Source organism: Streptococcus mitis, assembly GCF_965111735.1.
Lineage (GTDB): Bacteria > Bacillota > Bacilli > Lactobacillales > Streptococcaceae > Streptococcus > Streptococcus mitis_DR.
This window is the reverse complement of record NZ_OZ217346.1, coordinates 248438-274421: the sequence shown is the minus strand read 5'-3', so window position 1 is coordinate 274421 and position 25984 is coordinate 248438. Positions and strand designations below refer to the sequence as shown.

The following is a 25984-nucleotide window of genomic DNA, read 5'->3' as shown; positions in this document are numbered from 1 at the left end:
CCTTCTTGCAGTCTCTTCTCTTAAAATTTTAGCGCCAAAAAGATTCCTATCCTAGCTTGCTTACCCTACTAGACTATAAACAGCAAAAAGACTGGTTCCCCAGCCTTTTCCCTTATATTAATCCTTTTTCAAACTTCCTGAACGAGTCTGTGTACGTGAATAAGCTAGCAAGAGAAGGGTTCCTGCGATAGCTATAGTTACCGCGTTAGCAATACCTGCAACAATACCTTGAGCAAATACTTTTTCTGCCGCTTCTTGATATATCACAACATCTCCAAGTGGTGCCAAGACACCCCAAACAAGAGCATTTGCGACAATCTGAATGAGGTTAAAGAAGACAATATCCTTCAACTCAAAAACACCCTGTGTTACTCGAATGTATTTTCTAAAGAGACCTACAGCTAGACCAAAGAGACCACTAGCAATAATCCAAGTCCACCAAAGACCGTAGCCAGCAAGAGAGTCCTTCACTGCATGCCCAATTAAACCAACAAGTAGTCCCACTAGAGGACCAAAAATGATAGACAAGAGGCTCTGTACCGCATACTGAAGCTGGATACTTGTATTTGGAACAGGGGTCGGAATGCTGATCATCCCGATAACAACAAAGAGCGCAGCTCCAACACCGATAGCAACAACTTGTTTAATTGATTGATTTTTCATCTATATTCTCCTATTTTATGATTCTATTTTCTTTATTTCAATGGTCCAAGATGAACCGACACCCACATTATAGGCCTTGGCAAAAGAACCTTGGTTGATAGCCAAACCTAAACGATAGAGAGAGTTGATGTAAAGGATTGGTTGCCCAATTCTCACATCGGCAAATGATTTGCCATAGACAACCTGATTTTGATAGACCAGCATATCAGCGTGATAGATAGTCACTTCAAAACGGTCACCAAATTCTGGTTCTAGCTTGTAAAATTCTTCCCGTGTGATAGAGGTCCAAAGCGAACCGAAACGCACATCCAGAATATCAATGGCTCCCTTCACCAAATGGTCTTCAATGATAGTCTCTACGACTGGAAGCTCCACAATCTGATCTACACTAAGTTCTGGTCCCACTTCCTCAAAAGTAATGTGACCACTGGCCAGTTTAGCACCAGTATAGGCATAAACATCACGGCCGTGGAAAGTATAAGAATGCTCTGTATTTTGACGTCTATTGGCTACTTCAGAAATTTCACGAATAGCTACAATGCCAACGTGTTTCTTGATAAAGGAAAGGGTCCCATTGTCTGGTGTGACAATGTATTGATTTTTTGTAGTCTTAGCAACCACACTCTTACGTTTCGAGCCGACACCTGGATCGACCACCGATACAAAAGTCGTTCCCTCAGGCCAGTAATCCACCGTCTGAAAGAGACGATAGCTCCCCTCAAAAATATTATAAGGCGTGATATCGTGCGTCAAGTGATGAATTTTTAAGGTTGGAGATTCTTCTAAAGCCACTCCAATCATAGCCGATACCGCACCATCAACCAGACCAAAGTCTGATTGTAATACCAGTAAATTATTATTCATTTTATCTCCTTGTATACCCTTTATCATACCATATTTCAGAGAAAGGGGCTAATAGCTATTTTAATTGCTTAGGGTATAGTTTTACCTTATAGCAAATTTCCTACTAAAAGCTCTTGTTATTAGCTAGTAGGTGCATTTTTTCTTGAAAAAGGGTATGATAGTTACATCATGAAAAAGTAGGTTTTAATATGAAAATTATCCTTGTCGGAGGGGGAAAAGTTGGTTTTGCCCTCTGTCGCTCCTTGGTTGCAGAAAAGCATGATGTTTTGCTAATTGAACAAGACGAAGCCGTCCTCAATCATATTGTCAATCGCTTTGATATCATGGGTATCCTTGGCAACGGAGCTGATTTCACCATTCTTGAGCAAGCAAGTGTCCAGGATTGTGATATCTTTATCGCCCTGACCGAGTACGATGAAGTGAATATGATTGCAGCCGTTCTCGCTAAGAAAATGGGAGCTAAAGAAACCATTGTTCGGGTGCGGAACCCTGAATACTCTAACTCTTATTTCAAAGAAAAGAATATTCTCGGTTTTTCCCTTATCGTTAACCCTGAACTCTTGGCTGCCCGCGCTATTGCTAATATCATCGACTTTCCCAACGCCCTATCTGTCGAACGTTTCTTTGGTGGAAGAGTCAGCCTCATGGAATTTGTCGTCAAGTCCACTAGTGGTCTTTGCCAAATGCCCATTTCTGATTTTCGTAAAAAATTCGGTAATGTCATTGTCTGTGCTATAGAAAGAGATCATCAAATTATCATCCCAAGTGGTGACATGACCATACAGGATAAAGATAGGATCTTTGTCACTGGTAACCGTGTTGATATGATGCTCTTCCATAATTATTTCAAATCTCGTGCCGTGAAGAGCCTTCTCATCGTCGGGGCTGGGAGAATTGCCTATTATCTACTTGGTATTCTCAAAGACAGTCGTATCGATACAAAAGTCATTGAAATCAATCCTGAAATCGCCAGCTTCTTTAGCGAGAAATTCCCAAATCTCTACATCGTTCAAGGAGATGGGACCGCAAAAGATATCCTACTGGAAGAAAGTGCTCAAAATTATGATGCCGTTGCGACTCTAACAGGAGTCGATGAGGAAAATCTGATTACTTCTATGTTCCTTGACAGCGTAGGTGTGCAGAAAAACATCACCAAGGTCAATCGTACCAGTCTCCTCGAGATTATCAATGCGCCTGATTTTTCAAGTATCATCACACCTAAAAGCATTGCTGTAGACACGATTATGCACTTTATTCGTGGTCGAGTGAATGCCCAGTATTCAGATCTTCAGGCCATGCACCATCTAGCAAATGGTCAAATCGAAACCCTGCAATTCCATATCAAGGAAGCCAATAAAATGACTGCCAAACCTCTTTCTCAACTGAAATTGAAAAAAGGGGTTCTTATTGCAGCCATCATTCGAAAAGGCAAGACTATTTTCCCTACTGGAGAGGAGAGGCTGGAAGTCGGAGACAAGCTCCTAGTAACAACCTTGTTGCCAAACATCACCAAGATTTATGACTTGATCGCGAGGTAAGAAATGAATAAAAGTATGATTCGTTACCTCCTTTCAAAGTTACTTTTGATTGAAGCTGTTCTCCTCTTGGTTCCTGTAGCTGTAGCTGTCTATTACCACGAATCGAGCCAAGTCTTTACAGCCCTCTTTACAACGATTGGACTTCTCCTATTACTAGGTGGTTCAGGAATTTTACAAAAGCCAAAAAATCAACGGATTTATGCCAAGGAGGGAGTCTTGATTGTTTCCCTCTGTTGGATCCTTTGGTCTTTCTTTGGTGGTCTCCCCTTCGTCTTTGCTGACCAAATTCCCAGCGTTATCGATGCCTTTTTTGAGATTAGTTCCGGCTTTACAACTACTGGTGCAACTATTCTGAACGACGTTTCTGTCCTCAGCCGTTCCCTCCTCTTCTGGCGAAGTTTTACCCACTTGATTGGAGGGATGGGGGTTCTTGTTTTTGCACTTGCTATTATGGACAATGCCAAGAATAGCCACCTAGAGGTAATGAAGGCTGAGGTTCCTGGCCCTGTCTTTGGTAAGGTTGTATCCAAGCTAAAAAACACCGCTCAGATTCTCTATCTCCTTTATCTAGCTCTCTTCTCCCTCTTTGTCATCATCTATTATCTAGCTGGTATGCCACTATTTGATAGTTTTGTGATTGCTATGGGGACAGCGGGAACTGGGGGCTTCACCGTCTATAACGATGGAATTGCTCACTATGGTAGCTCACTGATTACCTATCTGGTTAGTATCGGAGTTTTGGTTTTTGGGGTAAATTTCAATCTCTACTACTACCTCATGCTCCGCCGCGTCAAGGCCTTCTTTGGTGACGAAGAACTTCGTGCTTACTTGGTCATCGTGCTGGTTTCTACAGGCTTGATTAGCCTTAATACCCTCTATCTCTACCCGGGATTTTCCAAGAGTTTTGAAATGGCCTTCTTCCAGGTTTCCAATATCATTACGACGACTGGTTTTGGATATGGAGACATTACCAACTGGCCCCTCTTCTCCCAGTTTATTCTTCTCTTCCTCATGGGAATCGGTGGTTCTGCTGGTTCAACCGCAGGTGGACTCAAGGTTATTCGAGGCCTCATTCTTTCAAAAATTGCTAAAAATCAGATTTTGTCAATCCTATCGCCCCACCGTGTTTTGACCCTCCATGTTAATAAAACGGTGATTGACAAAGATACCCAGCATAAGATTCTCAAGTACTTTGTCATCTATTCTATGATTTTGCTAGCACTTATCTTTATTGTCAGCCTAGACAGCAATGATTTTCTGGTTGTGACCAGCGCTGTCTTTAGCTGTTTCAATAACATCGGACCTATTCTAGGAACCACTTCTAGTTTCTCAATCTTTAGCCCTATCTCAAAAATTCTCCTCTCCTTTGCAATGATTGCAGGACGATTGGAGATTTACCCAATCCTCCTTCTCTTTATGAAGAGAACTTGGTCTAAGAGATAAAATACAACCACACCTTGTTTCCTTACAAAGTGTGGTGTTTTTATTTATCCCAAAACCAATTCATCACTAACTAGACTTTGGCCACTATTTTTCTGAAAGAGATGCATGAGATCTTCAACCGTCAGATGCTTTTTCTCCTCTCCCTTGACATCCACCACTATCTTCCCTTGATAGAGCATAATGAGACGATTGCCGTACTCAATCGCATGGTTCATATCGTGGGTAATCATCAAAGTCGTCAACTGATGGTGTTCCACAATCTTTTGCGTCAAATCCATCACCATTTGACTAGTTTTCGGGTCAAGTGCCGCAGTATGTTCATCCAAAAGCAAGAGTTTAGGTTTCACCAGAGCTGCCATGACTAGGGTCAAGGCCTGTCTTTGTCCTCCTGAGAGGTATTGAGTATCCACTTTCAAGCGGTTTTCAAGACCAATATTCAACTCCTTCAAGGCCTCTTGGAACTGGATTCTGTCCTTCTCCTTCACGCCCCAGCCAAGTCCTCTCTTTTGCCCACGTCTTAAGGCAATGGCCATATTCTCCTCAATTGTCAAACGAGAAGCTGTCCCCATCTTAGGATCTTGAAAAACACGGGCAATATCCTTGGCTCTCTTTCGTACACTCAGATTTTTAATGGATTTCCCTTCCAATAAAAGGTCCCCTTCGTCCACAGATAGATTGCCAGCCAAGATATTCATCAAAGTGGATTTCCCTGCGCCATTTCCACCAATCACAGAGATAAAATCTCCCTCTTCAACCTCTAAATCTAATCCTTTGAGGACATGGTTTTCATTGACCGTCCCTGCTTCAAATGTTTTGTGAATATTTTCAAGTGTTAACAAACTTGCCATAACTGTCTCCTCCTATTCATTTCTCAATTTCAGACCACGAATCTTTAATCTCTTTTGCAACTCTGGTGCAAATAGAACCAAGGCTAACAAGATTGCATTAAAGAGACGGACCAAGTTTTGATCTAGATTTGGAATTTCATAGATATTTAAAATAATCAAACGGTATACAATAGCACCGATTCCGATGGATAACAAGCGACCTCCAATGGTCAAGTCGTGTATCAAGACTTCCGCAATAATGACTGCACTCAAACCAACAACGATGGTTCCTGTCCCAGAAGTCACATCTGAAAATCCATCATTTTGGGCAAACAAGGAACCACATAGGGCAATCAAGCAGTTTGAAATCATGTAACCAACAATCTTCATGGTGTCTACATTGACCCCATTGGCCTCACTCATCGGAATATTGTCCCCAGTCGAACGCAAGACCAAGCCAATCTCTGTCTTCATCAAAAGAGTCAAGACCAAACAAACAAGTAAGAGACAGGCCAAACTGAATGAGAAAACAGCTTCTTCATTTGTCAGTCCCAAGCTAGCCAACTGTTTAAAGACGGTTGCAGAATCTCCCAAGGAAAGATTGGGCACACTTCCCATGATTTTAATATTGATTGAATAAAGCCCTGTCAAGGTCACAATACCTGTCAAGAGAGCTGGAATTTTCATCTTGGTGTGGAGCATTCCTGATACTAGACCTGCTACCATACCTGCCAGCAAAGCAAGTAAAGTCGCAATCCAAGGATTTGTCCCTGCCTGTATCTGTGATACAACGACTGCTGCCCCCAGAGGAAAGGCCCCTTCAGCAGTCATATCCGCAATATCCAAAATACGGAAAGTCAAGTAGACCCCAATCGCCATAATCGACCACAACAAACCTTCTGATAAACTAGATAATACAAAACTCATCTCAAATCTCCTTATTCCTTGCCTTCTAACTTACTAATATCAATTCCCAATGCATCTGCCATTTCTTGATTGGTATGCAATTCCAGTTTTTCAGGCAACTCAACTGCTATATTTTCTGGCCTTTCACCTTTTAAAACACGAATCAACATGCGAGCTGTCTGTCTTCCCAATTCTTCATAATTGGTTCCGTAGTTATACAAGCCACCAACCGCAATCATTTCTGTTGAACCACCGAATACTGGAACCTTGTGTTTAATAGAAACCTGCTTGACTGTTTCCATGGTTGATGAAATGATATTATCCGTTGGTACAAAAACCATATCCACCTCTGCCATCAAGCTTTCTGCTGCAGCCTTGACGTTGTTACTGTCCAAGATTGTTTTTTCAACAACGGTAAAGCCTTTTTCTTCCAGAAGGCGCTTAGCTTCATCCTTTTGGACAACTGAGTTTGGCTCGCTCTGAGTATAGAGGATTCCAATCGTTTTAGCCTTTGGTAACACTTTCTTTATCAAATTGATTTGAGTTGAAATGGCATCTGATGACTGGTCACTTGTTCCAGTTACATTGCCCCCAGGATGTTCTCTTGACTCAACCAACTTGGCACTGACAGGATCTGTTACAGCTGAAAAGATAACCGGTGTTGTTTGAGTCGTATTGGCCAAGCTCTGAGCAGAAGGCGTTGCGATAGCTAGAACGACATCACTAGATTCTGCTAGTTGCTGGGAAATCGTTTTAAGATTTCGTTGTTCTCCCTGTGCATTTTGCAAATCAATCTCGATATTTTTCCCTTCAACATAGCCTTGTTTGGCCAGCTCATCCACAAAACCTTCTCTAGTAGCGTCCAAAGATTGATGAGTAATAAACTGCGAAATACCGATACGAAAAACATCTTTTTTCTTATCTGCCTTCAACTGATGCAAACTGATCAGAGAGGTCAAGAGAATCCCCACTACCAAGAGGGGGGCTAGTAATTTTCGAACAACTTTCATAATGAAACTCCTTCTCAGAAAAGATAAAACAAAAAACCGCCTAGATACTATCTAAACGGATGCTTGAAATAATCTAACAAGTTACAACTTAGCTAGTCCATTTAGATATTCATCTATATGGACCACAATTAAAAATCTTAGCCACATAGATACAAACAAATTGCTTGAACTGTTTGCATCCATGGTGACATGTCTACAAACACTATCTAAAGTAGCTAAAGTAAAAGTTTTGATTCATCGTTACAGCTTGTCTCTTATTCATTTCTTTTTCTGCTTTCTTTTTTGATGTTTCCTATCTTACCACCTTTTTCATCACCTGTCAAGAATATTTCAGAATTTTTTAAAATTTTTCGAAAATTCTTTCATAATTCTTTCAAATCAGTCCAACAAAAAAAGGTTTATAATTTCCACATCAATTTTTATGGAAATTATAAAACCATTATTAGTTTAACCCTTGTTGATAACGTGCCAATTCGGCTTGGTTAGCCCAAACATAATGACCTGGACGGATTTCAACCATGGATGGTTTATCAATCTCATAGTCGTGTTGACTTGGGTCGTAAACCTTCAATACCTTCTTACGTTCCAAGATTGGATCTGGGATTGGTACCGCTGAAAGCAAGGCTTGAGTATATGGATGAATTGGATTGTTAAACAATTCTTCTGTTTCTGCAACCTCTACAATAACACCCTTGTAAATAACTGCGATACGATCTGAAATAAAACGAACGACAGACAAGTCATGGGCGATGAAGAGATAGGTCAAACCGAGTTCTTTTTGGAATTTTTTGAGCAAGTTCAAGACTTGGGCACGCACAGAAACGTCCAAGGCTGAAATGGGCTCATCCGCAATAACAAAGTCTGGTTGCATGACCAAGGCACGGGCAATACCGATACGTTGACGTTGACCACCTGAGAATTCATGAGGGTAACGAGTCAAGTGCTCAGCAAGAAGACCTACTTCACGGATAATATTTTGAACTTTCTCTTTACGTTCTTCTTCATCCTTGAACAGATGATGATTGTAAAGACCTTCAGAAATAATATAATCAACAGTCGCACGTTCATTCAAACTTGCCGCAGGGTCTTGGAAAATCATCTGGATACGACGAATCAATTCTGCAGCTTGTTCACGCGATTTCTTACCATTAATCTTTTGACCTTCAAAAATGATATCTCCATTACTTGTATCATTGAGACCGATGATAGCACGACCAATAGTTGTTTTCCCACTACCTGACTCACCTACAAGCGAGAAAGTTTCTCCCTTGTTGATAAAGAAGTTAGCATTTTTAACTGCGACAAACTTCTTACTTCCTTCACCGAAGGAAATTTCTAAATCTTTGATTTCTACTAATTTTTCAGACATTTCCTTCCTCCTAGTCTGCCAGATGGGCAAATCCCATTTTATCACGGATCTTATCGTGAAGATTTGCAATCACAGCTGGTTTTTCTACTTTTGGAGCATCCTCATGAAGAAGCCAAGTTTTAGCCCAATGCGTCTCTGATACTGAGAATTGAGGAGCTTTTTGTTCGAAGTCAATCTGCATTGCATAGTCTGAACGCAAGGCAAAGGCATCCCCTTTCAAGTCAGTATAAAGTGACGGAGGTGTTCCTGGGATTGAGTAAAGATCCCCTTTATCATCAGCAAGCTGAGGCAAGCTAGACAAGAGACTCCATGTATATGGATGGCGAGGGTCATAGAAGACTTCCTCAACAGTTCCATACTCAACGATTTCTCCTGCATACATAACTGCTACCTTATCTGCAATACTTGCTACCACACCAAGGTCGTGGGTGATAAAGATTGTTGTGAAATGGTACTCGTTTTGTAAAGATTTTAGCAAATCAATAATCTGTGCTTGGATGGTTACATCCAAGGCAGTTGTTGGCTCATCACAGATCAAGACATCAGGTCGGCAGGCAAGGGCAATAGCAATAACGATACGTTGACGCATCCCTCCAGAATATTGGAATGGGTATTCATCAAAACGTCTATCTGCATCTGGAATCCCAACCTTATTCATGTAGTCAATCGCCAATTCTTTCGCTTCTTTAGCTGTTTTGCCTTGGTGTTTTACAATAACTTCTGTAATCTGACTACCAATTGTTTTAATTGGGTCCAAACTAGTCATTGGGTCCTGGAAGATAGTCGCAATCTTAGCACCACGAATTTGTTCCCAATCCTTGTGAGAAGACAAGGCTGTCAAGTCTTGACCACGGTAGTCAATACTTCCTTGGGCAATGCGACCATTTTCTTCAAGCATACCTGTGAAGGTCTTTGTCAAAACAGATTTTCCTGATCCTGACTCACCTACCAGGGCTAATACTTCTCCTTCAACTAGTTCAAGGGAAACGCCGCGAATGGCTGTCAATACTTTGTCACGAACGTCAAATTCCACGACAATATCGCGAGCAGTCAAAATTACATTTTTTTCTTTTGTCATTTCTACTCCTATCTATGTGTACGTGGATCACTAGCATCCGCTAAGTTTTGACCAACTACGAAAAGGGACAAGGATACCAAGACAAGAGTTGTCAATGGAATCCAGAACAAGTAAGCATTAGTTGTTACGTTTTGTGAATAATCTGAAATCAAACGACCCAAACTTGGCACTGTAATTGGTAATCCAAGACCGAAGAATGACAAGAAGGCTTCGTATGAGATAAAGCTTGGAAGCATTTGAGTCATGGTTGTCACAATAACAGATACCAATTGAGGCATGATATTTTTGGCAACAATCTTCAAGGTTGGTGTTCCCAGAGTACGTGACGCCAAGTTGTATTCCAAGTCACGGTAACGCAAGATTTGCACACGAATCATGAAGGCAATTCCAATCCATGTTGTTACACTCATGGCGAAAATCAGATTCCAGAATCCAGCTCCGATTGAGTAAGTCAAGACAATGACAATCAAAAGAGATGGGATGTTTGAGATGACGTTGTAAACTTCCATCATCACGCGGTCAACTGATTTTGAAATTCCCCAAATACCACCGACAAAAACACCGATAACCAAGTTAATCACTGTCGCAATCACAGAAATGAGGATAGAGTTACGAGCTCCGAACCAGACACCGTCAAAGAGCGATTTACCGTTACTGTCAGTACCGAACCAATGCTCAGCATTTGGCTTGATATAACGAGCACTAAAGTCGTTTACCTTACTGACATCATTGAAATCAAACTTAGAAAACATTGGGTAGATGAAACTCATCAAAATGATGGCTACCAAGATTCCCAACATGACTACAGTTGATTTTTTCTTCATAAATTGTCTAAACACTGAACCCCAGTATGAATAAGCTGGCGCATCAATGGCTTCAGAGGCAAAATCGTCACGTTTTACAAACTGAAATTTTTCTTTATCGATTGTAGACATTATTTGCCTCCTTTCTCAGTCAATTTAATACGTGGGTCAATAATCGTCATCCAAATATCTCCCAAAAGAAGTGAGAAGATAGAAATACATGTAAAGATGAAGACAAGACCAACAACCATAGAGTTATTAGATGCTTTTACAGAGTCAATCAACATTTTACCCATACCTGGGAAAGCGAAGACTGTTTCAGTAAGGGTTGCACCACCGATAACCCCGATAACAGCACCAGGAATTCCTGAAACCAGCGGAACCATGGCATTTTTAAAGATGTGTTTGTTTGAAATTTCTTTTTCAGACAAACCTTTGGCACGAGCAAAACGAACAAAGTCTTGTGATTGCAAGTCAATCATGTAACGACGAATCCAAATAGCTGTACCAGGAGCACCCAACAAACCAAGGATAACTGCTGGTAAAACATACGAACGCCAATCTCCAGCACCCAAAATAGGGAATGAATCTGGAAGACCAATTGATGATCCAATCAAACGAACAATGTAAACCAAAGCAATGGTTGGAAGGGCCATCAAGAAGGTCAAAAACCCTGTTGAGAAGCTATCAATCCAAGTATTCTTGAAGCGAGCCATAGCTGAACCAAGTGGCACGGCAATCGCATAAGAAATCACCAAACCGATCAATCCAACAACAGCAGAGCTGGCAATCATTGAAGGATATTGGTAGTTACTTTCTGTAGCTGTATAAGGATCATCTTTTCCGTAGTTTGCTACTTCACGAGAATCAGCCTGACTAGGTGATTTATAGGTTCTTGAGTAAATATTTACAGAAGAAGTTTTCTTACCTGTTGGGAACTGAACTTGAGATGTTTTTGTTTGTCCTTGTCCTTGAGTAATAACCTGTAAAACAGGGCTATTAGCATAGGTTGGATAAGAGTCACCTAAATTGATGTTCACAAAGTTTTGATGCACAAATGGGAACTGACTGTTGAAGTACAAGAGATATTTGTGTTTAGTACCTGAACCGACCAATGACCATCCGATAGCTGGATCGTTTTCAAAACGAAGATAACGTTTCAAGTCTGGATTTTCAGGGTCTTGAATTTTATTTGTATGGTCAATATCAATCAAGTTAGCATAGAAGTGAAAAACACGTTCAAAAATTGGGATTTCACGAGTAGCGTAGAATTGGCCACTTTCAGTAAATTCTCCCAAGGTCCAACCATGACCGATTTGTTTGATGTATTTTTCATAGATAGCCTTGTTGGTGTCATTAGCTTCAACTGTTACAGAGGCATCCATCTGGCTGGCTTTTTCTTGCAATTCCTTGGTATCGTAGTACTCGATATAGCCCATACGCTCATAAACAGTGTTCTCATAGTTATCACGCTTATCAGCAGTTGTCGCAATCTTGTTATAGTTGGTATCCTGTTTGAAAATCAATTTTCGAGGAACCATTGTATAGATAATCGTGTAAGTCAAGGTTGTTACTAAGAAGATAGAAACCAATGACCGCAAGACACGCATAAAAATATATTTCTTCATATCGTTTCCTTTTTAAATCCCAAAAGAACCTTCTCCTCATGGAGAGAAAGTTCCCTTGAGAGTTATTTATTTAACGTGTTTAGTCAATTCTTTTTGAACTTTTTCGTTTGATTCTTTTTTCTCTTTAATCCATTTCTCACGAGCTTGTTCATAATCAGCCTTTGTTACAACTTTGTCTTGTAACTGAATATATTTGAAGTAGAGATTTGAACCTTTGTCTCCAGATTGGCTATAAGAAGCTGAGAATGGTACAACACGAGAAATGAATGGTGTAGCACCACTAGAAGACATAGCTGGTAAGAAGAGTGAACTGTCTGTCAACCAAGCTTGAGCAGCAGCATATTTTTCATAACGTTTGTTAAGATCACTTGTTTCTTTTCCAGCTTCATCAAGCAATTTATCGTAATCTTTCACACCAACTTTAGCTGCAGCTGCATTTGATGGGTCATCATACCCCATATAAGTTTTCGTTTGCTCACTATTAGTTGATTTAAGGATATCAAGGTAAGTTGATGGATCTTCATAGTCAGGATTCCATCCAACCGCACCTGAAAGATCCCAATCCTCAGCTGCCGCATTAGCAGCATAATAAGTCGCATTAAAGAATTCATCTTTAGAAATTTGTTGAATATCGATGACAACATTTTCTTCGCCTAAAACTTTTTCAACTGATTGTTTGAACGACTGAATCCGTGCGACAAAGTTTTTAGAGGTTTGGTCTACTGGAACATCCAAGTGGATAGGGAATTTCACACCTTCTGCTTCCAGAGCAGTTTTAGCTTTAGCAAATTCTGCTTTAGCTTTGTCAGCGTTAAAGAGACCGTCTTGACCATCAGCAAAGTTTACATCTTTCCACTCATCTCCATAAGTCTTAACTTTTTCAGCAACCAAGTCACCGAAAGTTTTTTCGCCTGCAGTCACAAAGTCTGGTTTCACAAATAAATTACGAACTGCGAGAGGAGCACCTTCTTTACCGTTAACTTGAGCAGAATAACCTGTACGGTCAAAGGCAAAGTTCAAGGCTTGGCGGAAGTCTTTGTTAAGAAGAGCTTTCTTAGTAGATGTTTTCTCTTCATCTGTCGTTTTAGATGTATATTTGTAATTTTGTCGATCGATATTTACACCTAAACCTCCAATACCAGCTCCTGACGGAGTGTAGAAAATATTATCCTTGTATGACTCCTCTACCTTTGAGAAGTTTGAACTTGTTGGGTAAAGACGAGCAAAACTATAAGCTCCACTTGTAAAGTTACGCTCAAGTGATTCTTGGTCCGAACCATCAAAATATGCAAGTGTTGCTGTATCTAAATGAACATTCTCTTTATCCCAGTACTGCTCGTTCTTAGCAAATTCGATAGAAGATTTAGCAGTCAAACCTTTAAGCAAGAAAGGTCCATTATATAGCAATGATGTAGGATCTGTCGCTTTAGCAAAATCAGAGCCTTTTGATTTTTCAAATTCTTCGTTTAATGGCCAGAAAATTGAATAAACCATCTTAGAGTTCCAGTAAGGTTCTGGTTGGTTCAAAGTATACTCAAGAGTATAGTCATCAACCGCTTTAACACCTACTGTAGAGAAATCTTTTGAATTCCCAGCCAAATAATCAGATAAACCTTTAACAGAAGTTTCAGCTAGATATAGAGCTTCTGATTTCTTATCTGCCGCATGTTTCAATCCATTCACGAAGTCTTTAGCAGTCACTTCGGCATATTCTTCACCATCGGATGTCATCCATTTGACACCTTTACGAATTTTGTAGGTATATGTCAATCCATCTTTTGATACAGACCAGTCTTCTGCAACCGCAGGAGTCAAATTCCCGTATTTGTCATTTGTGAAGAGGCCATCGATCCCGTTTGAAGTAGCCACTTTCGTACTCTCTTTTCCAGAAATAATATAATCTAATGTTTCTGGGTCAGCCGAATAGACATAGCCATAGGTTTTTGGAGCTGTCGAATCAGATGATTTTGAATTCCCACAAGCTACTAACACACCTGTTGCCAATAAAGCAACTCCTGCTGCAACAAAGACTCTACTTTTTTTCATTTATTTACTCCTCTGATAAAGTATAGGTTATCATCAATTATACCATAGATTTCAAGAAAAGTAAACGAATTTTCAGAATATTTAGGCTTATTGACACAAAAAATCTGAAAAAGCTATTGACTGAAAATCATTTTCAAGGTATAATAATAAACGTTAAGGCGGTATAGCCAAGTGGTAAGGCACGGCTCTGCAAAAGCTTGATCGTCGGTTCAAATCCGTCTACCGCCTTCTATAACTTGATTTATCAGGTTTCACATGAACAGAAAGCCCAATTTGAAGGGCTTTTTTCTTTTTCTTTGGATAAATAAGGATAGATTTAGAAAAGTTTTGGGGCGGATTTGGGGACTGAGTTTTTCGAGGATACTATTCCCTTTTAAAATCAACTGAAAAAAGCTTTGTCACGCATGATGACAAAAGCCTCTAGTTTACTCTGTTTCTTCTTCTATTTCAACTTCGGTAATTTGGACTTTTACCTTGGTAACACGTCCATTTTTCACTTTATCATTGGTTAGGATAAGCTGTTTGTTTTGGCTTACCAACTCATAGCTGAGCTTTTCAGTCGTTGGAATGGTCCCCACTCCTGTCAAATAGTAACCAGCGATGGTATCAACGTCATCACTTTCCAGTTCAACATCAAAGTAGTCATTAAAATCATTGAGATTCATGGTACCTTGAACAATATAAGTATCTTCTCCAATTTTATGAACTTCGATTTCAGCCTTATCTGTTTCGTCATCGATTTCCCCAACGATTTCCTCTAAGAGGTCTTCAAGTGTCACCAAACCAGCCATTCCACCGTATTCATCTAACAAAATCGCCATTTGTCTTTGGGTATTGCGTAATTCTTTTAACAAGTCATCCACAAAAATAGTTTCAGGAACAAAAAGAGGATCTTGTAAGATTTTCTTCCAAACAATATTGTCAAAACCGTCCACAAAGCCCGCATTAAGGAGACTCTTGGTATGAATAATCCCAATCACATTGTCCTTATCCCCATCATAGACAGGGATACGAGAATAATTTTGTTTTAAAATACTTTGGATGATGGTTTGACTATCATCCTGAATATCTACCATAAAGGCATCCGTTCGAGGAACCATGACTTCTCTGGCCATTAATTCGTCCAGTGAAAAGATTCCTTGTAACATTTCAATTTCGTCAGCATCTAGTGTTTCTTCACTATTTGTCAACATGTACTCAATTTCATCACGGGTCATTTTTTCATCAGCATCGTCAAAGGTCATAGGAGTCAAGCGACTCAAGAGATTGGTAGATGCAGACAAGAGCCAAACAAAGGGACTAACTAGTTTCCCAAGCCCAATGATAACTGGCGCTGTACGAATCGCCAAGGCATCCTTTAGATTAAGAGCGATTCTTTTAGGATACAATTCCCCAAAAACGATGGAAATATAAGTCAAAAATGCTAAAGATAGAAAACTTGCAACGGCATAAGATGTTTCACCATTTCCAAGCCAAGATGCAATTTCTCGTCCCAGAGTGTCTGCCAAACTCGCCCCTGATAAGATCGTAATCAGGGTAATCCCTACTTGAATGGTTGATAAAAAGTGGTTAGGATTTTCTAGTACCTTCAGCAGACGGATATAGCGTCTATCTCCTTCTTCTGCCTTTTGTTCAACCCGCGCACGGTTAAGTGAAACCATGGCCATTTCTGTGGCTGAGAAAAAAGCATTTAACACTGTCAAGATAAACAATAAAACAAATTGTAGCAACAAATTCTGACTACTTGGGTCTTCCATAGTTCTTCTCCTAAAATAGTATCTTACCCTTTATTATATCACAAAATATAGTCCAGTACATATTATTTTTTCTCATACTCTTCGAAATTCACTTTAAACCACGTCAGCTTCATCTGCAACTTCAAAGCTGTGCTTTGAGCAACCTGTGGCTAGCTTCCTAGTTTGCAATTTGATTTTCATTGAGTATCATTGTATATTGTAGCCCTGCTTAAACTAGTAAAAAAGAACTCCTATATCCACAAGTGACATAGGAGTTTATGTTATCTTTTACTGAGTTACCGTTACTTCTCCAGTTCGGTAATCCAGTTGAAGTCCCTTTTGAACATTGGGAACTAGGACATTAAATTCCAATTCTCCGTCTGAAGACTTGGCTTCAATCTGTGAAGCTGAAGGAACTAAATCCTCGTTTGAAGCATAATAAAGAGTTACACGGTAACGGACACGCTTGTTTTGGTCCAAGGCCTTACGTACCATGCTTTCATAGTAGTTTTGACCAGTCGAATCCTCGGCTTGAGCCTGATTTGCCCAGGCTGTTTGAACAGCAATGTTTTTAGGATTGCTTGTCGAGGCATCAAAACCATCCAAGCCACCGATTAAGGCATAGCCTAACAAGTGACCTCTATCGACCGCATGGGTATAAGACCCCTTTAGATTCTTAACCTGATGCCAGCCTGGAGGAGTCCATGAAGTCGAACCATTCCCAGTTTCTTCACGATTCTTGTACTGGCGAGTAGCCTTAGACAAGAGGGCATTAGCTACGGTTGGCACTGTTTCCTTGCCTACTGTCTTTGTTTTATTATCAGCGTAAGGTTTACTTGAAACCTTGGCATCTAGATTTGTTTTATTACCATTGACGATAAAAGCACCTGAGCCATTCCACTCAAGACTCCCTTTTATTTGGCTTTTGACTGCATCTGTTAAGACACTTTCTGCCAACTCTTGACTAGGAGCTTCAGACGCTTGTTTTTTCTGACTAAGTTTGGTTTTAGGACTATTAGATGTCGACTGCATCTGCTTGATATAATAGCTTCCCGCAGATAAGAGTAATAACACTAGCAGTCCGATCAGTGTCTGTCTTGTTTTTTTATCCATTTTTCTCCTTATCTCTAGAAAAAGACTGGTTCTCCAGCCTAATTTCCTGTAAATTTATGAATCAATTCCTGCCATTTTGCTGGAGACAGGATAGCCCATGGATCTTGACCCTTGCCCAAGATTCCATAACCTACCATTAAGCCGATACCTAGGGCTAGAGCACCTAAAAACAGTACCAAAATGACTAGAAGTAAACGCTTGATTACGTAGCTTGATTTCTTATTCATCTTCATCACTTGCCTCAATCCGCTGAATCTTAGCACCTAGCTGTGCCAACTTCTCATGAAAACGGTAGTAACCTCTATCCAAGTGAACCAATTTACCAACTACAGTTTCTCCTTGTGCTACCAAACCTGTCAAAATCAAGGCTGCGCTGGCACGAAGGTCAGTCGAAAGAACTTCTGCCCCCTGCAAAGCTTGTCCACCAACAATACGAGCTGTATCACGGATAATCTCAGAATGCAAGCCCATGCGACGCATTTCTTCTAAGTGCTGGAAACGATTTTCAAAAACTGTCTCCACCATAGTTGATTCGCCTTTTGCGACGGTCATCAAGGCTGTAAATTGGGCCTGCATATCTGTTGGAAATCCTGGGTGGGGCAAGGTTTTTACATGAACAGCTTTTAGATTTTCTAGTTGAGAGCGAACTCGAATTCCTTCAGTCTCCTCTGTCACTTCCACTCCCATTTCAAGCAATTTGGCAATCAAGGGACGGTTGTGCTCCCAGACAGCGTCTTTAATCAAGATATCACCACCAGTCATGGCAGCAGCTACCATAAAGGTTCCTGCTTCGATACGGTCTTGGACTACATTGTGAGTCGTACCATGAAGTTTCTCAACACCGGTAATGGTAATGGTCTCTGTACCAGCACCCTTAACCTTGGCTCCCATTTCATTGAGGAGAATGGCTAGGTCAACAATCTCAGGCTCACGCGCAGCATTTTCAATCACTGTCACCCCATCAGCCAGGGTAGCCGCCATCATCAAGTTCTGCGTTGCACCAACACTTGGAAAGTCCATATATATATGAGCGCCATGCAAGCGTTCTGCCTTGGCTTCGATGTAACCAGCTGTCTGACTAATCTTAGCCCCCATAGCTTCTAGACCTTTCAAATGAAGATCAATAGGGCGGCTACCAATCGTACAACCACCTGGCATGGATACCTTAGCATGACCTACACGGGCAAGAATTGGTCCCAAGACAACGATAGATGCACGCATCTTGCTGACATACTTGTAAGGAGCTTCCTCAGTGATATCGCCAGTCGCGTCCACCTCAACAAGATGAGCTTCTTCATCAAAATCTACCTTGGCATTCAAACCACGAACCACCTGATTCATAGTGAAAACATCTGACAAGATAGGAACATTCTGCAAGACGGTCTTTCCTTCACTTGCTAGAATAGTCGCTGCCAACAAGGGCAAGACTGCATTCTTTGCTCCTTCAATCGTAACACTTCCTACCAGACGATTATCGCCACCTTGAACCACAATTTTTTCCATACTTATTTCCTTTACTCTTGATTTTGTTATAGACTTACTTTCTTTGTAATTCTATTAACTAATTTATTAATAATCCAAGCTAAAATTAGACTAAGGACCAGTACAAAAAATGTAAATATCACATCATTTATTCTGGATGACACAAGTGTTTTTCCTAGCATAGAAATAACTAATCCATGTATCATGTATAATTCAAATGATATACTACCTATTAAAATCAAATATATATTTGAAAAATTTATTTTTTTCAAAAAAACAATAATAAAGTAGATTGTAAAAATAATATTATCTAAATTAGCAGCTAACGCATAACTATAACTATCTTCTAAATGCACATACCTCAACAAAATATCGTATTGATGTGAAATAAAGAGTAACACAGTTACTAAAACAAGTATGATAAAATAATGTCTATCTAAAACTCCATCAATTTTCTCTTTATTTTTAGCCCATATTAAGCCAATAATGAAGGGAAAAACACTATTATACCACCAAAAACCGTAACCTAATTTTATAGCTAAACAAATATAACCAATTATAAGTATTGTATTGATAACAATAGAAATGAACTTATTTTTGAAAAACTTAAATGATATATAAAAAAATATATACATTAAAATTATAATATCGACAAACCAACCATTATAAATAATTGTACTTCCTTTTTTAAATAAATTAGCAAAAAAATCTAAATCCATTAATTGACCGTTTACGAATCTGTAAAACATATAAATCAAAGATATAGAAAAAAATGGAACTAGAATTTTAGAAAGTCTCTTAACTAAAAAATTATCTAGGTAGTTTTTCTTATTTTCGTTCTGAAAATACAATCCATAGGCTGATAAAAAGAAGAAAATAGAAACGATATAAGTTCCCATATAGGAAAAATTAGAAAATTCATCACCAGATGTAACCCATTGTGACAAATGATGAAATATTATTCCTATAGCTAGAAATCCTCTAAGTCCTGATGTAGATTTAACATTTAGATATTCCTTATTTTGAGGTAACAAATAAATTAATAGCGTTATCAACAATAAGATTATAATATCCATGAATTCTATTTCTCCCTATAAGTTTAATAATATCTTGAAAGTAATTTCTTAAACACGCAAATTATAATAATTCTCTAAGCGCTTCTTGCCACAACTGATATAGACTAATAAAGAAAGAACTCAAGATATAGCCCATTACAATGCTGAAAAAGGCTACTAATAAACGAACTTTTCCTGTATTCTCAGCTGTTACTTTTAAAACCTTTTCCCATCTAACAAGATCCTTTAAAAGGTAAAAACTCACATAAATAAAGAGCATGTGACTGCTTAGAGTGAATAATAATTGAACCATTTGACTATTATACCATCTTCTCTGTTTGTGCGCTAGTTTGGAAACTTCACTTAAAACTAGGGATTGTTTTTCAAGTAATCAATTGCATCTTGTAGGGTTTTAACAGGCACGATTTTCATATCTGTCTTGATTGTTTTAGCTGCTTCCAAGGCTGTTTGGTAGTTATTTTTCGCATCAGGATGTGCTTTTTGTTCTTCTTCGCTAATAGGGTTATCAGGGGCAAAGAAAATAGCAGCACCTTCTCTAGCCGAAGCTACAACTTTCTTATCGATACCTCCAATGTCTCCCACATTACCATCTCGGTCAATGGTGCCTGTACCGGCAACAATGCGGCCATTACGAAGACCTGGGTCAGCTATTTGGGTATAGATGGCCAGACTAAACATGAGACCTGCACTTGGACCGCCGATACCAGCTGTTGAAAAGCGAATTGGGACATCACTGGTCACTTCTGTACGGTCAATCAAGCCGATTCCAATTCCATTTTTGCCATTTTCCAAGGCGATAATCTTACCTTCTGCAGACTTGGTTTGCCCATCCTCTTCATAAGTTACCTTGACTGAGTCCCCTAATTTTTGAGAATTGACATAATCAATCAAATCTTTGGAACTATCAAAGGTCTGATCATTGACTGCTGTGACCGTATCAGAGATGTTAAGAATCCCTTTAAAGGTCGAATTATCTGTCACAGTCAAAACATAAACCCCAAGATATTTTAATTCAATATCCTTACCAGCTGTTTTTAGCCCTTGATACTTAGCCATATTTTGCGATGTTTGCATGTAGAATTGATTAATCCGCATAAATTCCACATCGGAAGAACCACCTGTAGTCTCTTGAGCGCTACGAATATCTGTAAAAGGCGTCAACCATGCATAAATCATATGGGCTAAAGTAGCGTGCTGTACACCAACCGTAACGAATTGATAGGCCCCAGCTTCCTTATCTTCTGTGTCATTTACTTTAAGGACTTGGCGAATATCTTCCGAACCACCTGGAACTTCTATATAGTAGGGTAAGGGCACTACAAATGCCAAGAAAGTCACAATTAAGGCTGCAATGACATATAAGGGCCATCTAATCTTTTTTTTCATTTTTTATTTCCTCCAAAATACTCTCAGGAACATAGCAGGTAATATCCTGACCAAACTTCAAAAGTTCTCTAACACCTGATGAACTGATATAGAGATGTTCCGGTCGACTATGCAAATAAATGGTCTCTATATCAGGAGACAGCTGATGATTGTAGTAATCAAAACTGGCTTCATATTGCAAATCCGCCGCATTCCTCAAGCCTCGCACTAGGAAAGTAGCCCCCAGTCTTTTTGCGACATCGACCACCAATTCATTATGAGAAGACACGACTTTAACATTTCCCAAATGTTTCACAGCCTTTTCTAACCCCCGTTTACGATTTTCGATAGGGAGAAAGCCCTGTTTGTGGGGATTAAAAAAAATACCCACATAGAGCTTATCAAAGAGTTTGCTAGCCCGTTCAATGATATCCAGATGCCCATTTGTCATCGGATCAAATGAGCCTGTGAATAAGCCAATCTTATCTGACATAAACTGTCACCTTACTAATTCCATAAATTTTTTCCTTCCAGATACCCAGGCAGGCAATTTCTTCTGGAAGTTCAACGGCTTTATCCGTCTCACACACGACCATGACATCTTCAGAAAAAAGCTCTCTCTCAGCCATTTTTTCAATATCTGCTACGATTTGTTCCTTGGCATAAGGAGGGTCTAAGAAAATGAGGTCAAATTCCCCAGATAGCTGTTCCAATGCTCTTTCCGCCTCCATCTTGAGGAGTTGAAATTTTCCAACTTCCTTGGTCATCTGGATATTTTCAGCCACGATAGCCTGAGCCTTACGGTCTCGCTCCACCAAAACAGCGCTGGACATGCCACGCGATACTGCTTCGATAGATAAACCACCACTACCCGCATAAAGGTCCAAGACTCGTCCCCCTTCAAAGTAGGGACCAATCATGTTAAAAATGGCTCCCCTGACCTTATCCGAAGTAGGTCTTGTCGTCTTTCCTTCTAGTGTCTTGAGGGGACGCCCCCCATAGATTCCTGATACGATTTTCATACCGTTTATTATACCAAATTATGGGCAAAAAGAGAAAGAAAACCGAACCTTGCGGTTCGATTCTCTACAAAATATTTTCGTAAGTATCGCGGACTTCTTGAGGCCAAACACTTGTTTGCACTTCTCCGATGTGTTTCTTGCGAAGTAGGAACATGGCCATCCGAGATTGTCCAATTCCTCCACCGATTGTCAATGGGAATAGGCCATTCAACAAAGCCTTGTGCCATTCCAATTCTAAACGGTCTTCATCACCTGTAATGGCAACCTGACGGCGAAGCGTTTCTTCATCTACACGGATTCCCATAGAAGACAACTCAAAGGCTCCACCTAAAGACTCATTCCAAACAAGAATATCACCATTCAGACCCTTGTAGCCATTCTCAGACTCACTTGTCCAGTCATCATAGTCTGGCGCACGTCCATCGTGCGGTTTACCGTCTGATAATTCACCACCGATACCAATCAAGAAGACAGCACCAAATTCTTTACAGATAGCATTTTCACGTTCTTTCGGTGTCAAGTCTGGGTAGCGTTCTACCAACTCTTCTGTGTGGATAAAAGTGATTTGTTTTGGCAAGATTGATTCGATGTCATAGCGGGCTTCAACAGCTAGCTCAGTCAGGCGAATAGCCTTGTAAATCTTCTCAACTGTTTCTTTTAGGTAGGCAATGTTGCGTTGTCCATTTGGAATGACTTTTTCCCAGTCCCACTGGTCAACATAAACAGAGTGGGTCGCATCCAGCGAATCTTCGTCTGGACGAAGGGCCTTCATGTGGACGAAAAGACCTTCACCCTCACCGAAACCAAAACGAGCTAAGGTATGGCGTTTCCATTTGGCAAGGGAGTGCACCACTTCATAAGTAGCATCAGGAATTTGGAGAACCTTGACCGATACGGCATTCTCAACACCTGATAAATTATCCTGCATCCCGTCGCCGACCCTGCTCAAGATAGGACCTTGAACTTCGACAACTTCTAACTTATCTTTCAAATACTGGGTAAAAGTGTTTTTGACAAAAGAAATTTCTTCTTGTTGATGGATAAAACTTTTCTTCATAAACTACTCCTCAAAAAATTAATTAAAAGCATTATACACCTATTTCCAAGAAAAGAAAAGACCAAATATAAAAAAATCAGTGCTCCTTCGAACACTGATGTTAGGGACCTTCTAGTCATTACGACCAAAGATACGTAGAATACTTAGGAAAAGATTGATAAAATCAAGATAGATACTGAGAGCCATTGACACAACCCAACCTGTCGCTACACGGCCTTGTGATTGCTCATAGACATAGCGAATTTTTTGGTTATCCCAAGCAATCAACCCTGAGAAAACCAAAACCATGGCTACGCTAATCATATAATCAAAGAAACCGCTAGCCAAGAAAATATTAACTACCATGGCAATCAGCAAACCGATAAGAGCTGCCATCATCGCTCGACCAAGGCCACTCAAATCTTTCTTGGTAAACATGCCAACTGCCGCCATGACAAAGAAGAGAAGGGCGCTCGACACAAAGGCGGATAAAACTGTACCCGGAGTATAGAAGGCCACCACAAAACTAAGGGTAAAGCCGTTTAATACTGAGTAAAGTAAAAATATTGGAAGAGCAGCTGGACTATTCTTTGAAGCCATACTGCTGGCAACGAAAACCAAGGCCAATTCCGCAAAAGTAGCAATAGTCAACCAGAGGCGTCCCTGCATCAAAAAGTAAACCAACTGAGACTGAAAGACTGTCAACATGAGGCCTGATACCAAAGCGGATAGTCCGATTCCCAGACCAACAAAGGCATAAACCTTAGCGTAAAATTGATTGAGACCTGCGCGGTCATGAATAATAGTGTGATTCATCTTTTCTCCTTTTCTATGAATGTCTTTCCTTGATTATAACAAAGAAAGTTAAAATTAGCTTAAATGGAAAATTAAAATACCGGCTGCAACGGCAACATTCAAACTCTCCGCCTGCCCCTTCATACTAATGTGGACCAACTGGTCTGCATTTTCAGCCATAAGGGGACTAATTCCTTGACCCTCATTTCCCATGACTAGTACAAAATTTTCTATAGGAGGCAGTTCTCTGTAATCAACAGAATCTTTAGATAGGGTTGTTGCCAGCACTGGGATAGCTGCTTCCTTAGCTTCCTCGAGAAGCCTTTGACTAGACATTCGGTAAATGGGCAGATGGAAATGACTGCCTTGCATGGAACGTAGGGTCTTGAGACTGTAGATATCTGCCGATTTATCTGAAACAATCACTCCAGTAAAACCTGCTGCATCTGCAGTACGAATGATAGTTCCCACATTACCAGGATCTTGCACATCTTCCAAAAACAAGAATTTACCCTGACTAAAATCAACTTGTCCTACTTCTTCTTTTTGAACCACCGCAACAATTCCCTGTGGAGTCTGAGAATCCGCCAAATCTAGCAAAATATCCTCTGACACCCAGACAGTTTGCGGAAAAGCAGCTAACTGATCTCGGTAATTTTCTAAGGCAAAGATTTTCTCAATCGTCACTCCAGCTTGGACAGCTTCTTCAAACAAGTGCCAGCCTTCAATCAAATAAGCAGACTTGCGGTATTTTTTTTGGTGTAATTTCTTGGCATTTTTTACCACAGAATTGGATTTTGAGGTTATAATAGTCATAGAAATATTATAACACAATCAAAGGGGTTTGGTATGCAAAAGGTTAGAATGATTGCCCAAGGTAGGGTACAGGGAGTCGGCTTTCGTTGGGGCGTTTACAGCTTGGCACTTGAAATTGGTGGCATCACAGGTCGGGTATGGAATAACGACGATGGCACAGTGGAAATATTAGCCCAAGCAGACTCGTCTGCTATCATGGCAAAATTTATCCAAGAAATCCGCAAAGGACCAACACCTTTTTCAAAAGTCAGCTACTTAGATGTCAAACTAAGCAACTTTCCTCCCTACCCTGACTTTAAAATCGCAAATTAAGTCTCTAGAACTATTGTATATTTTGTAAAAAAACAGTAGAATAGAAAGGTATAATTTTTAAAGAAGGAATAAAAACAGTGAAATCTATTAAACGTTTTGCACTCTCGACTATGGGAGTGGCTATGTTGCTTGTCTTGACTGGCTGTGTTAGCGTCGATAAAGCAACAGGAGAGCCAACAGGATTTATTTGGAATACTTTCGGAGCGCCTATGGCTGAAGCTATCAAGTACTTCGCTACTGATCAAGGTCTAGGCTTTGGTATGGCTATCATTATCGTAACCATTATCGTGCGCTTGATTATCTTGCCACTTGGTATCTACCAATCATGGAAGGCAACGCTTCACTCTGAAAAGATGAACGCCCTCAAGCACGTCCTTGAGCCACACCAAACACGTCTCAAGGAAGCGACTACTCAAGAAGAAAAACTCGAAGCCCAACAAGCTCTCTTTGCTGCTCAAAAAGAGCACGGCATCAGCATGTTTGGTGGTGTAGGATGCTTCCCTATCCTCCTTCAAATGCCTTTCTTCTCAGCTATCTACTTTGCTGCCCAACATACTGAAGGGGTTGCTCAAGCAAGCTACCTAGGCATTCCTCTAGGTTCTCCAAGTATGATTTTGGTTGCCTGCGCAGGTGTCCTTTACTATCTTCAATCGCTCCTTTCACTTCACGGAGTAGAAGACGAAACGCAAAGAGAACAAATCAAGAAAATGGCTTACGTGAGCCCAATCACGATTGTTGTCTTCTCCCTCATTTCACCAGCCAGTGTCACACTTTACTGGGTTGTCGGTGGTTTCATGATGATTCTCCAACAGTTTATCGTCAACTATATCGTTCGTCCAAAACTTCGCAAAAAAGTCCGTGAAGAACTAGCCAAGAACCCACCAAAAGCACGTGCTTTCTCTACACCAAGTGGACGAAAAGACGTTACCCCTGAACAACCAACTGCTATCACAAGCAAGAAAAAACACAAAAATCGCAACGCTGGAAAACAACGTTCGAGATAAGAAGAAAAAGGCTTAGCTAGTTTGCTAAGTCTTTTTTGCAAGTCATACTCTT

General features: G+C 40.2%; 26 protein-coding genes and 1 tRNA gene. 5 read left to right on the top strand and 22 right to left on the bottom strand.

The window, feature by feature from the left end; genetic code table 11:
* Positions 1 to 117 precede the first annotated feature (117 nt).
* Together ACLV7W_RS01355 and ACLV7W_RS01350 are read right to left on the bottom strand one after the other, a co-directional pair.
* Positions 118 to 663: an ECF-type riboflavin transporter substrate-binding protein gene (locus tag ACLV7W_RS01355; protein ID WP_000795927.1), complete on the bottom strand. Its 546-nt coding sequence runs from the start codon at positions 661 to 663 to the stop codon at positions 118 to 120.
* A gap of 15 nt (positions 664 to 678) precedes the next feature.
* Positions 679 to 1527, bottom strand: coding sequence for an SAM hydrolase/SAM-dependent halogenase family protein (locus ACLV7W_RS01350; RefSeq protein WP_153223975.1), 849 nt, complete (start codon positions 1525 to 1527; stop codon positions 679 to 681).
* Positions 1528 to 1715: 188 nt separating this feature from the next.
* On the opposite strand from ACLV7W_RS01350, the gene trkA reads away from it, so the two are divergent.
* Positions 1716 to 3065 carry a Trk system potassium transporter TrkA gene (gene trkA, locus ACLV7W_RS01345; protein ID WP_153223976.1) on the top strand — a complete coding sequence of 450 codons (1350 nt, stop codon included), beginning with the start codon at positions 1716 to 1718 and terminating at the stop codon, positions 3063 to 3065.
* 3 nt (positions 3066 to 3068) lie between these two features.
* The gene (locus tag ACLV7W_RS01340) at positions 3069 to 4508 is read left to right on the top strand and encodes a TrkH family potassium uptake protein (protein WP_411865289.1); all 1440 of its coding nucleotides are present in this window, start codon (positions 3069 to 3071) and stop codon (positions 4506 to 4508) included.
* A gap of 44 nt (positions 4509 to 4552) precedes the next feature.
* On the opposite strand, the gene ACLV7W_RS01335 is transcribed toward ACLV7W_RS01340, so the two are convergent.
* The 8 genes from ACLV7W_RS01335 to ACLV7W_RS01300 form a co-directional block, all read right to left on the bottom strand.
* Entirely contained in the window at positions 4553 to 5356 is an 804-nt protein-coding gene (locus ACLV7W_RS01335; RefSeq protein ID WP_000157668.1) for an ABC transporter ATP-binding protein, read from the bottom strand.
* Positions 5357 to 5368: 12 nt separating this feature from the next.
* Positions 5369 to 6262 carry an ABC transporter permease gene (locus ACLV7W_RS01330; protein WP_411865288.1) on the bottom strand — a complete coding sequence of 298 codons (894 nt, stop codon included), beginning with the start codon at positions 6260 to 6262 and terminating at the stop codon, positions 5369 to 5371.
* 11 nt (positions 6263 to 6273) lie between these two features.
* Complete coding sequence (locus tag ACLV7W_RS01325; protein ID WP_261203416.1) at positions 6274 to 7251, bottom strand: ABC transporter substrate-binding protein; 978 nt, start codon at positions 7249 to 7251, stop codon at positions 6274 to 6276.
* 442 nt (positions 7252 to 7693) lie between these two features.
* Positions 7694 to 8620, bottom strand: coding sequence for an ATP-binding cassette domain-containing protein (locus ACLV7W_RS01320; protein ID WP_411865287.1), 927 nt, complete (start codon positions 8618 to 8620; stop codon positions 7694 to 7696).
* Between the two features lie 10 nt (positions 8621 to 8630).
* Entirely contained in the window at positions 8631 to 9698 is a 1068-nt protein-coding gene (locus ACLV7W_RS01315; protein ID WP_000159549.1) for an ABC transporter ATP-binding protein, read from the bottom strand.
* An 8-nt stretch (positions 9699 to 9706) separates the two neighbouring features.
* Entirely contained in the window at positions 9707 to 10633 is a 927-nt protein-coding gene (gene oppC, locus ACLV7W_RS01310; RefSeq protein WP_000103691.1) for an oligopeptide ABC transporter permease OppC, read from the bottom strand.
* Positions 10633 to 12129 carry an ABC transporter permease gene (locus tag ACLV7W_RS01305; RefSeq protein ID WP_000759915.1) on the bottom strand — a complete coding sequence of 499 codons (1497 nt, stop codon included), beginning with the start codon at positions 12127 to 12129 and terminating at the stop codon, positions 10633 to 10635. Before ACLV7W_RS01305 ends, oppC begins: the two co-directional genes overlap by 1 nt.
* Before the next feature lie 66 nt (positions 12130 to 12195).
* On the bottom strand, positions 12196 to 14175 hold the full coding sequence (locus tag ACLV7W_RS01300) for a peptide ABC transporter substrate-binding protein (RefSeq protein ID WP_411865286.1): 1980 nt from the start codon (positions 14173 to 14175) through the stop codon (positions 12196 to 12198).
* A 157-nt stretch (positions 14176 to 14332) separates the two neighbouring features.
* Between ACLV7W_RS01300 and ACLV7W_RS01295 the strand changes: the two genes are divergently transcribed.
* Positions 14333 to 14403, top strand: a tRNA-Cys gene (locus ACLV7W_RS01295).
* A 197-nt stretch (positions 14404 to 14600) separates the two neighbouring features.
* Here ACLV7W_RS01295 and ACLV7W_RS01290 read toward each other — a convergent pair.
* The 12 genes from ACLV7W_RS01290 to ACLV7W_RS01235 all read right to left on the bottom strand — a co-directional run bounded on the left by ACLV7W_RS01290 (position 14601) and on the right by ACLV7W_RS01235 (position 24616).
* Entirely contained in the window at positions 14601 to 15932 is a 1332-nt protein-coding gene (locus tag ACLV7W_RS01290) for a hemolysin family protein (protein ID WP_000390027.1), read from the bottom strand.
* Between the two features lie 267 nt (positions 15933 to 16199).
* Positions 16200 to 17024: a DNA-entry nuclease EndA gene (gene endA, locus ACLV7W_RS01285; protein WP_078237947.1), complete on the bottom strand. Its 825-nt coding sequence runs from the start codon at positions 17022 to 17024 to the stop codon at positions 16200 to 16202.
* Between the two features lie 38 nt (positions 17025 to 17062).
* Complete coding sequence (locus tag ACLV7W_RS01280) at positions 17063 to 17251, bottom strand: DNA-directed RNA polymerase subunit beta (protein ID WP_004241151.1); 189 nt, start codon at positions 17249 to 17251, stop codon at positions 17063 to 17065.
* Positions 17244 to 18527, bottom strand: coding sequence for a UDP-N-acetylglucosamine 1-carboxyvinyltransferase (murA, locus tag ACLV7W_RS01275; RefSeq protein WP_045612767.1), 1284 nt, complete (start codon positions 18525 to 18527; stop codon positions 17244 to 17246). Before murA ends, ACLV7W_RS01280 begins: the two co-directional genes overlap by 8 nt.
* A 26-nt stretch (positions 18528 to 18553) precedes the next feature.
* On the bottom strand, positions 18554 to 19582 hold the full coding sequence (locus ACLV7W_RS01270) for an acyltransferase family protein (protein ID WP_411865285.1): 1029 nt from the start codon (positions 19580 to 19582) through the stop codon (positions 18554 to 18556).
* Between the two features lie 61 nt (positions 19583 to 19643).
* Positions 19644 to 19874, bottom strand: a complete 231-nt coding sequence (locus tag ACLV7W_RS01265; protein ID WP_153209762.1) for a DUF1146 family protein — start codon at positions 19872 to 19874, stop codon at positions 19644 to 19646.
* Between the two features lie 56 nt (positions 19875 to 19930).
* Entirely contained in the window at positions 19931 to 20968 is a 1038-nt protein-coding gene (locus ACLV7W_RS01260) for a SepM family pheromone-processing serine protease (RefSeq protein ID WP_153209763.1), read from the bottom strand.
* Positions 20952 to 21440: a pantetheine-phosphate adenylyltransferase gene (coaD, locus tag ACLV7W_RS01255; RefSeq protein WP_153209764.1), complete on the bottom strand. Its 489-nt coding sequence runs from the start codon at positions 21438 to 21440 to the stop codon at positions 20952 to 20954. Before coaD ends, ACLV7W_RS01260 begins: the two co-directional genes overlap by 17 nt.
* Positions 21430 to 21969, bottom strand: a complete 540-nt coding sequence (gene rsmD / locus ACLV7W_RS01250) for a 16S rRNA (guanine(966)-N(2))-methyltransferase RsmD (protein WP_261077988.1) — start codon at positions 21967 to 21969, stop codon at positions 21430 to 21432. Before rsmD ends, coaD begins: the two co-directional genes overlap by 11 nt.
* Positions 21970 to 22033: 64 nt before the next feature.
* Positions 22034 to 23026: an aspartate--ammonia ligase gene (gene asnA / locus ACLV7W_RS01245; RefSeq protein WP_261077987.1), complete on the bottom strand. Its 993-nt coding sequence runs from the start codon at positions 23024 to 23026 to the stop codon at positions 22034 to 22036.
* A gap of 111 nt (positions 23027 to 23137) precedes the next feature.
* Positions 23138 to 23821 (bottom strand): Bax inhibitor-1/YccA family protein, encoded by a 684-nt coding sequence (locus tag ACLV7W_RS01240; RefSeq protein WP_261065701.1) that lies wholly within the window; start codon positions 23819 to 23821, stop codon positions 23138 to 23140.
* Between the two features lie 54 nt (positions 23822 to 23875).
* Positions 23876 to 24616 carry a TrmH family RNA methyltransferase gene (locus ACLV7W_RS01235; RefSeq protein WP_411865284.1) on the bottom strand — a complete coding sequence of 247 codons (741 nt, stop codon included), beginning with the start codon at positions 24614 to 24616 and terminating at the stop codon, positions 23876 to 23878.
* A gap of 33 nt (positions 24617 to 24649) precedes the next feature.
* Between ACLV7W_RS01235 and ACLV7W_RS01230 the strand changes: the two genes are divergently transcribed.
* On the top strand, positions 24650 to 24928 hold the full coding sequence (locus tag ACLV7W_RS01230) for an acylphosphatase (RefSeq protein WP_001174612.1): 279 nt from the start codon (positions 24650 to 24652) through the stop codon (positions 24926 to 24928).
* 77 nt (positions 24929 to 25005) lie between these two features.
* On the top strand, positions 25006 to 25932 hold the full coding sequence (gene yidC, locus ACLV7W_RS01225) for a membrane protein insertase YidC (RefSeq protein ID WP_000835964.1): 927 nt from the start codon (positions 25006 to 25008) through the stop codon (positions 25930 to 25932).
* The last annotated feature ends 52 nt before the right edge of the window (positions 25933 to 25984 follow it).

What these genes read in the sequence shown, in the direction of transcription:
- ACLV7W_RS01355 (WP_000795927.1), bottom strand. Translation starts at nt 663, where the DNA reads ATGAAAAATCAATCAATTAAACAAGTTGTTGCTATCGGTGTTGGAGCT.
- ACLV7W_RS01350 (WP_153223975.1), bottom strand. Translation starts at nt 1,527, where the DNA reads ATGAATAATAATTTACTGGTATTACAATCAGACTTTGGTCTGGTTGAT.
- trkA (WP_153223976.1), top strand. Translation starts at nt 1,716, where the DNA reads ATGAAAATTATCCTTGTCGGAGGGGGAAAAGTTGGTTTTGCCCTCTGT.
- ACLV7W_RS01340 (WP_411865289.1), top strand. Translation starts at nt 3,069, where the DNA reads ATGAATAAAAGTATGATTCGTTACCTCCTTTCAAAGTTACTTTTGATT.
- ACLV7W_RS01335 (WP_000157668.1), bottom strand. Translation starts at nt 5,356, where the DNA reads ATGGCAAGTTTGTTAACACTTGAAAATATTCACAAAACATTTGAAGCA.
- ACLV7W_RS01330 (WP_411865288.1), bottom strand. Translation starts at nt 6,262, where the DNA reads ATGAGTTTTGTATTATCTAGTTTATCAGAAGGTTTGTTGTGGTCGATT.
- ACLV7W_RS01325 (WP_261203416.1), bottom strand. Translation starts at nt 7,251, where the DNA reads ATGAAAGTTGTTCGAAAATTACTAGCCCCCCTCTTGGTAGTGGGGATT.
- ACLV7W_RS01320 (WP_411865287.1), bottom strand. Translation starts at nt 8,620, where the DNA reads ATGTCTGAAAAATTAGTAGAAATCAAAGATTTAGAAATTTCCTTCGGT.
- ACLV7W_RS01315 (WP_000159549.1), bottom strand. Translation starts at nt 9,698, where the DNA reads ATGACAAAAGAAAAAAATGTAATTTTGACTGCTCGCGATATTGTCGTG.
- oppC (WP_000103691.1), bottom strand. Translation starts at nt 10,633, where the DNA reads ATGTCTACAATCGATAAAGAAAAATTTCAGTTTGTAAAACGTGACGAT.
- ACLV7W_RS01305 (WP_000759915.1), bottom strand. Translation starts at nt 12,129, where the DNA reads ATGAAGAAATATATTTTTATGCGTGTCTTGCGGTCATTGGTTTCTATC.
- ACLV7W_RS01300 (WP_411865286.1), bottom strand. Translation starts at nt 14,175, where the DNA reads ATGAAAAAAAGTAGAGTCTTTGTTGCAGCAGGAGTTGCTTTATTGGCA.
- ACLV7W_RS01290 (WP_000390027.1), bottom strand. Translation starts at nt 15,932, where the DNA reads ATGGAAGACCCAAGTAGTCAGAATTTGTTGCTACAATTTGTTTTATTG.
- endA (WP_078237947.1), bottom strand. Translation starts at nt 17,024, where the DNA reads ATGGATAAAAAAACAAGACAGACACTGATCGGACTGCTAGTGTTATTA.
- ACLV7W_RS01280 (WP_004241151.1), bottom strand. Translation starts at nt 17,251, where the DNA reads ATGAATAAGAAATCAAGCTACGTAATCAAGCGTTTACTTCTAGTCATT.
- murA (WP_045612767.1), bottom strand. Translation starts at nt 18,527, where the DNA reads ATGGAAAAAATTGTGGTTCAAGGTGGCGATAATCGTCTGGTAGGAAGT.
- ACLV7W_RS01270 (WP_411865285.1), bottom strand. Translation starts at nt 19,582, where the DNA reads ATGGATATTATAATCTTATTGTTGATAACGCTATTAATTTATTTGTTA.
- ACLV7W_RS01265 (WP_153209762.1), bottom strand. Translation starts at nt 19,874, where the DNA reads ATGGTTCAATTATTATTCACTCTAAGCAGTCACATGCTCTTTATTTAT.
- ACLV7W_RS01260 (WP_153209763.1), bottom strand. Translation starts at nt 20,968, where the DNA reads ATGAAAAAAAAGATTAGATGGCCCTTATATGTCATTGCAGCCTTAATT.
- coaD (WP_153209764.1), bottom strand. Translation starts at nt 21,440, where the DNA reads ATGTCAGATAAGATTGGCTTATTCACAGGCTCATTTGATCCGATGACA.
- rsmD (WP_261077988.1), bottom strand. Translation starts at nt 21,969, where the DNA reads ATGAAAATCGTATCAGGAATCTATGGGGGGCGTCCCCTCAAGACACTA.
- asnA (WP_261077987.1), bottom strand. Translation starts at nt 23,026, where the DNA reads ATGAAGAAAAGTTTTATCCATCAACAAGAAGAAATTTCTTTTGTCAAA.
- ACLV7W_RS01240 (WP_261065701.1), bottom strand. Translation starts at nt 23,821, where the DNA reads ATGAATCACACTATTATTCATGACCGCGCAGGTCTCAATCAATTTTAC.
- ACLV7W_RS01235 (WP_411865284.1), bottom strand. Translation starts at nt 24,616, where the DNA reads ATGACTATTATAACCTCAAAATCCAATTCTGTGGTAAAAAATGCCAAG.
- ACLV7W_RS01230 (WP_001174612.1), top strand. Translation starts at nt 24,650, where the DNA reads ATGCAAAAGGTTAGAATGATTGCCCAAGGTAGGGTACAGGGAGTCGGC.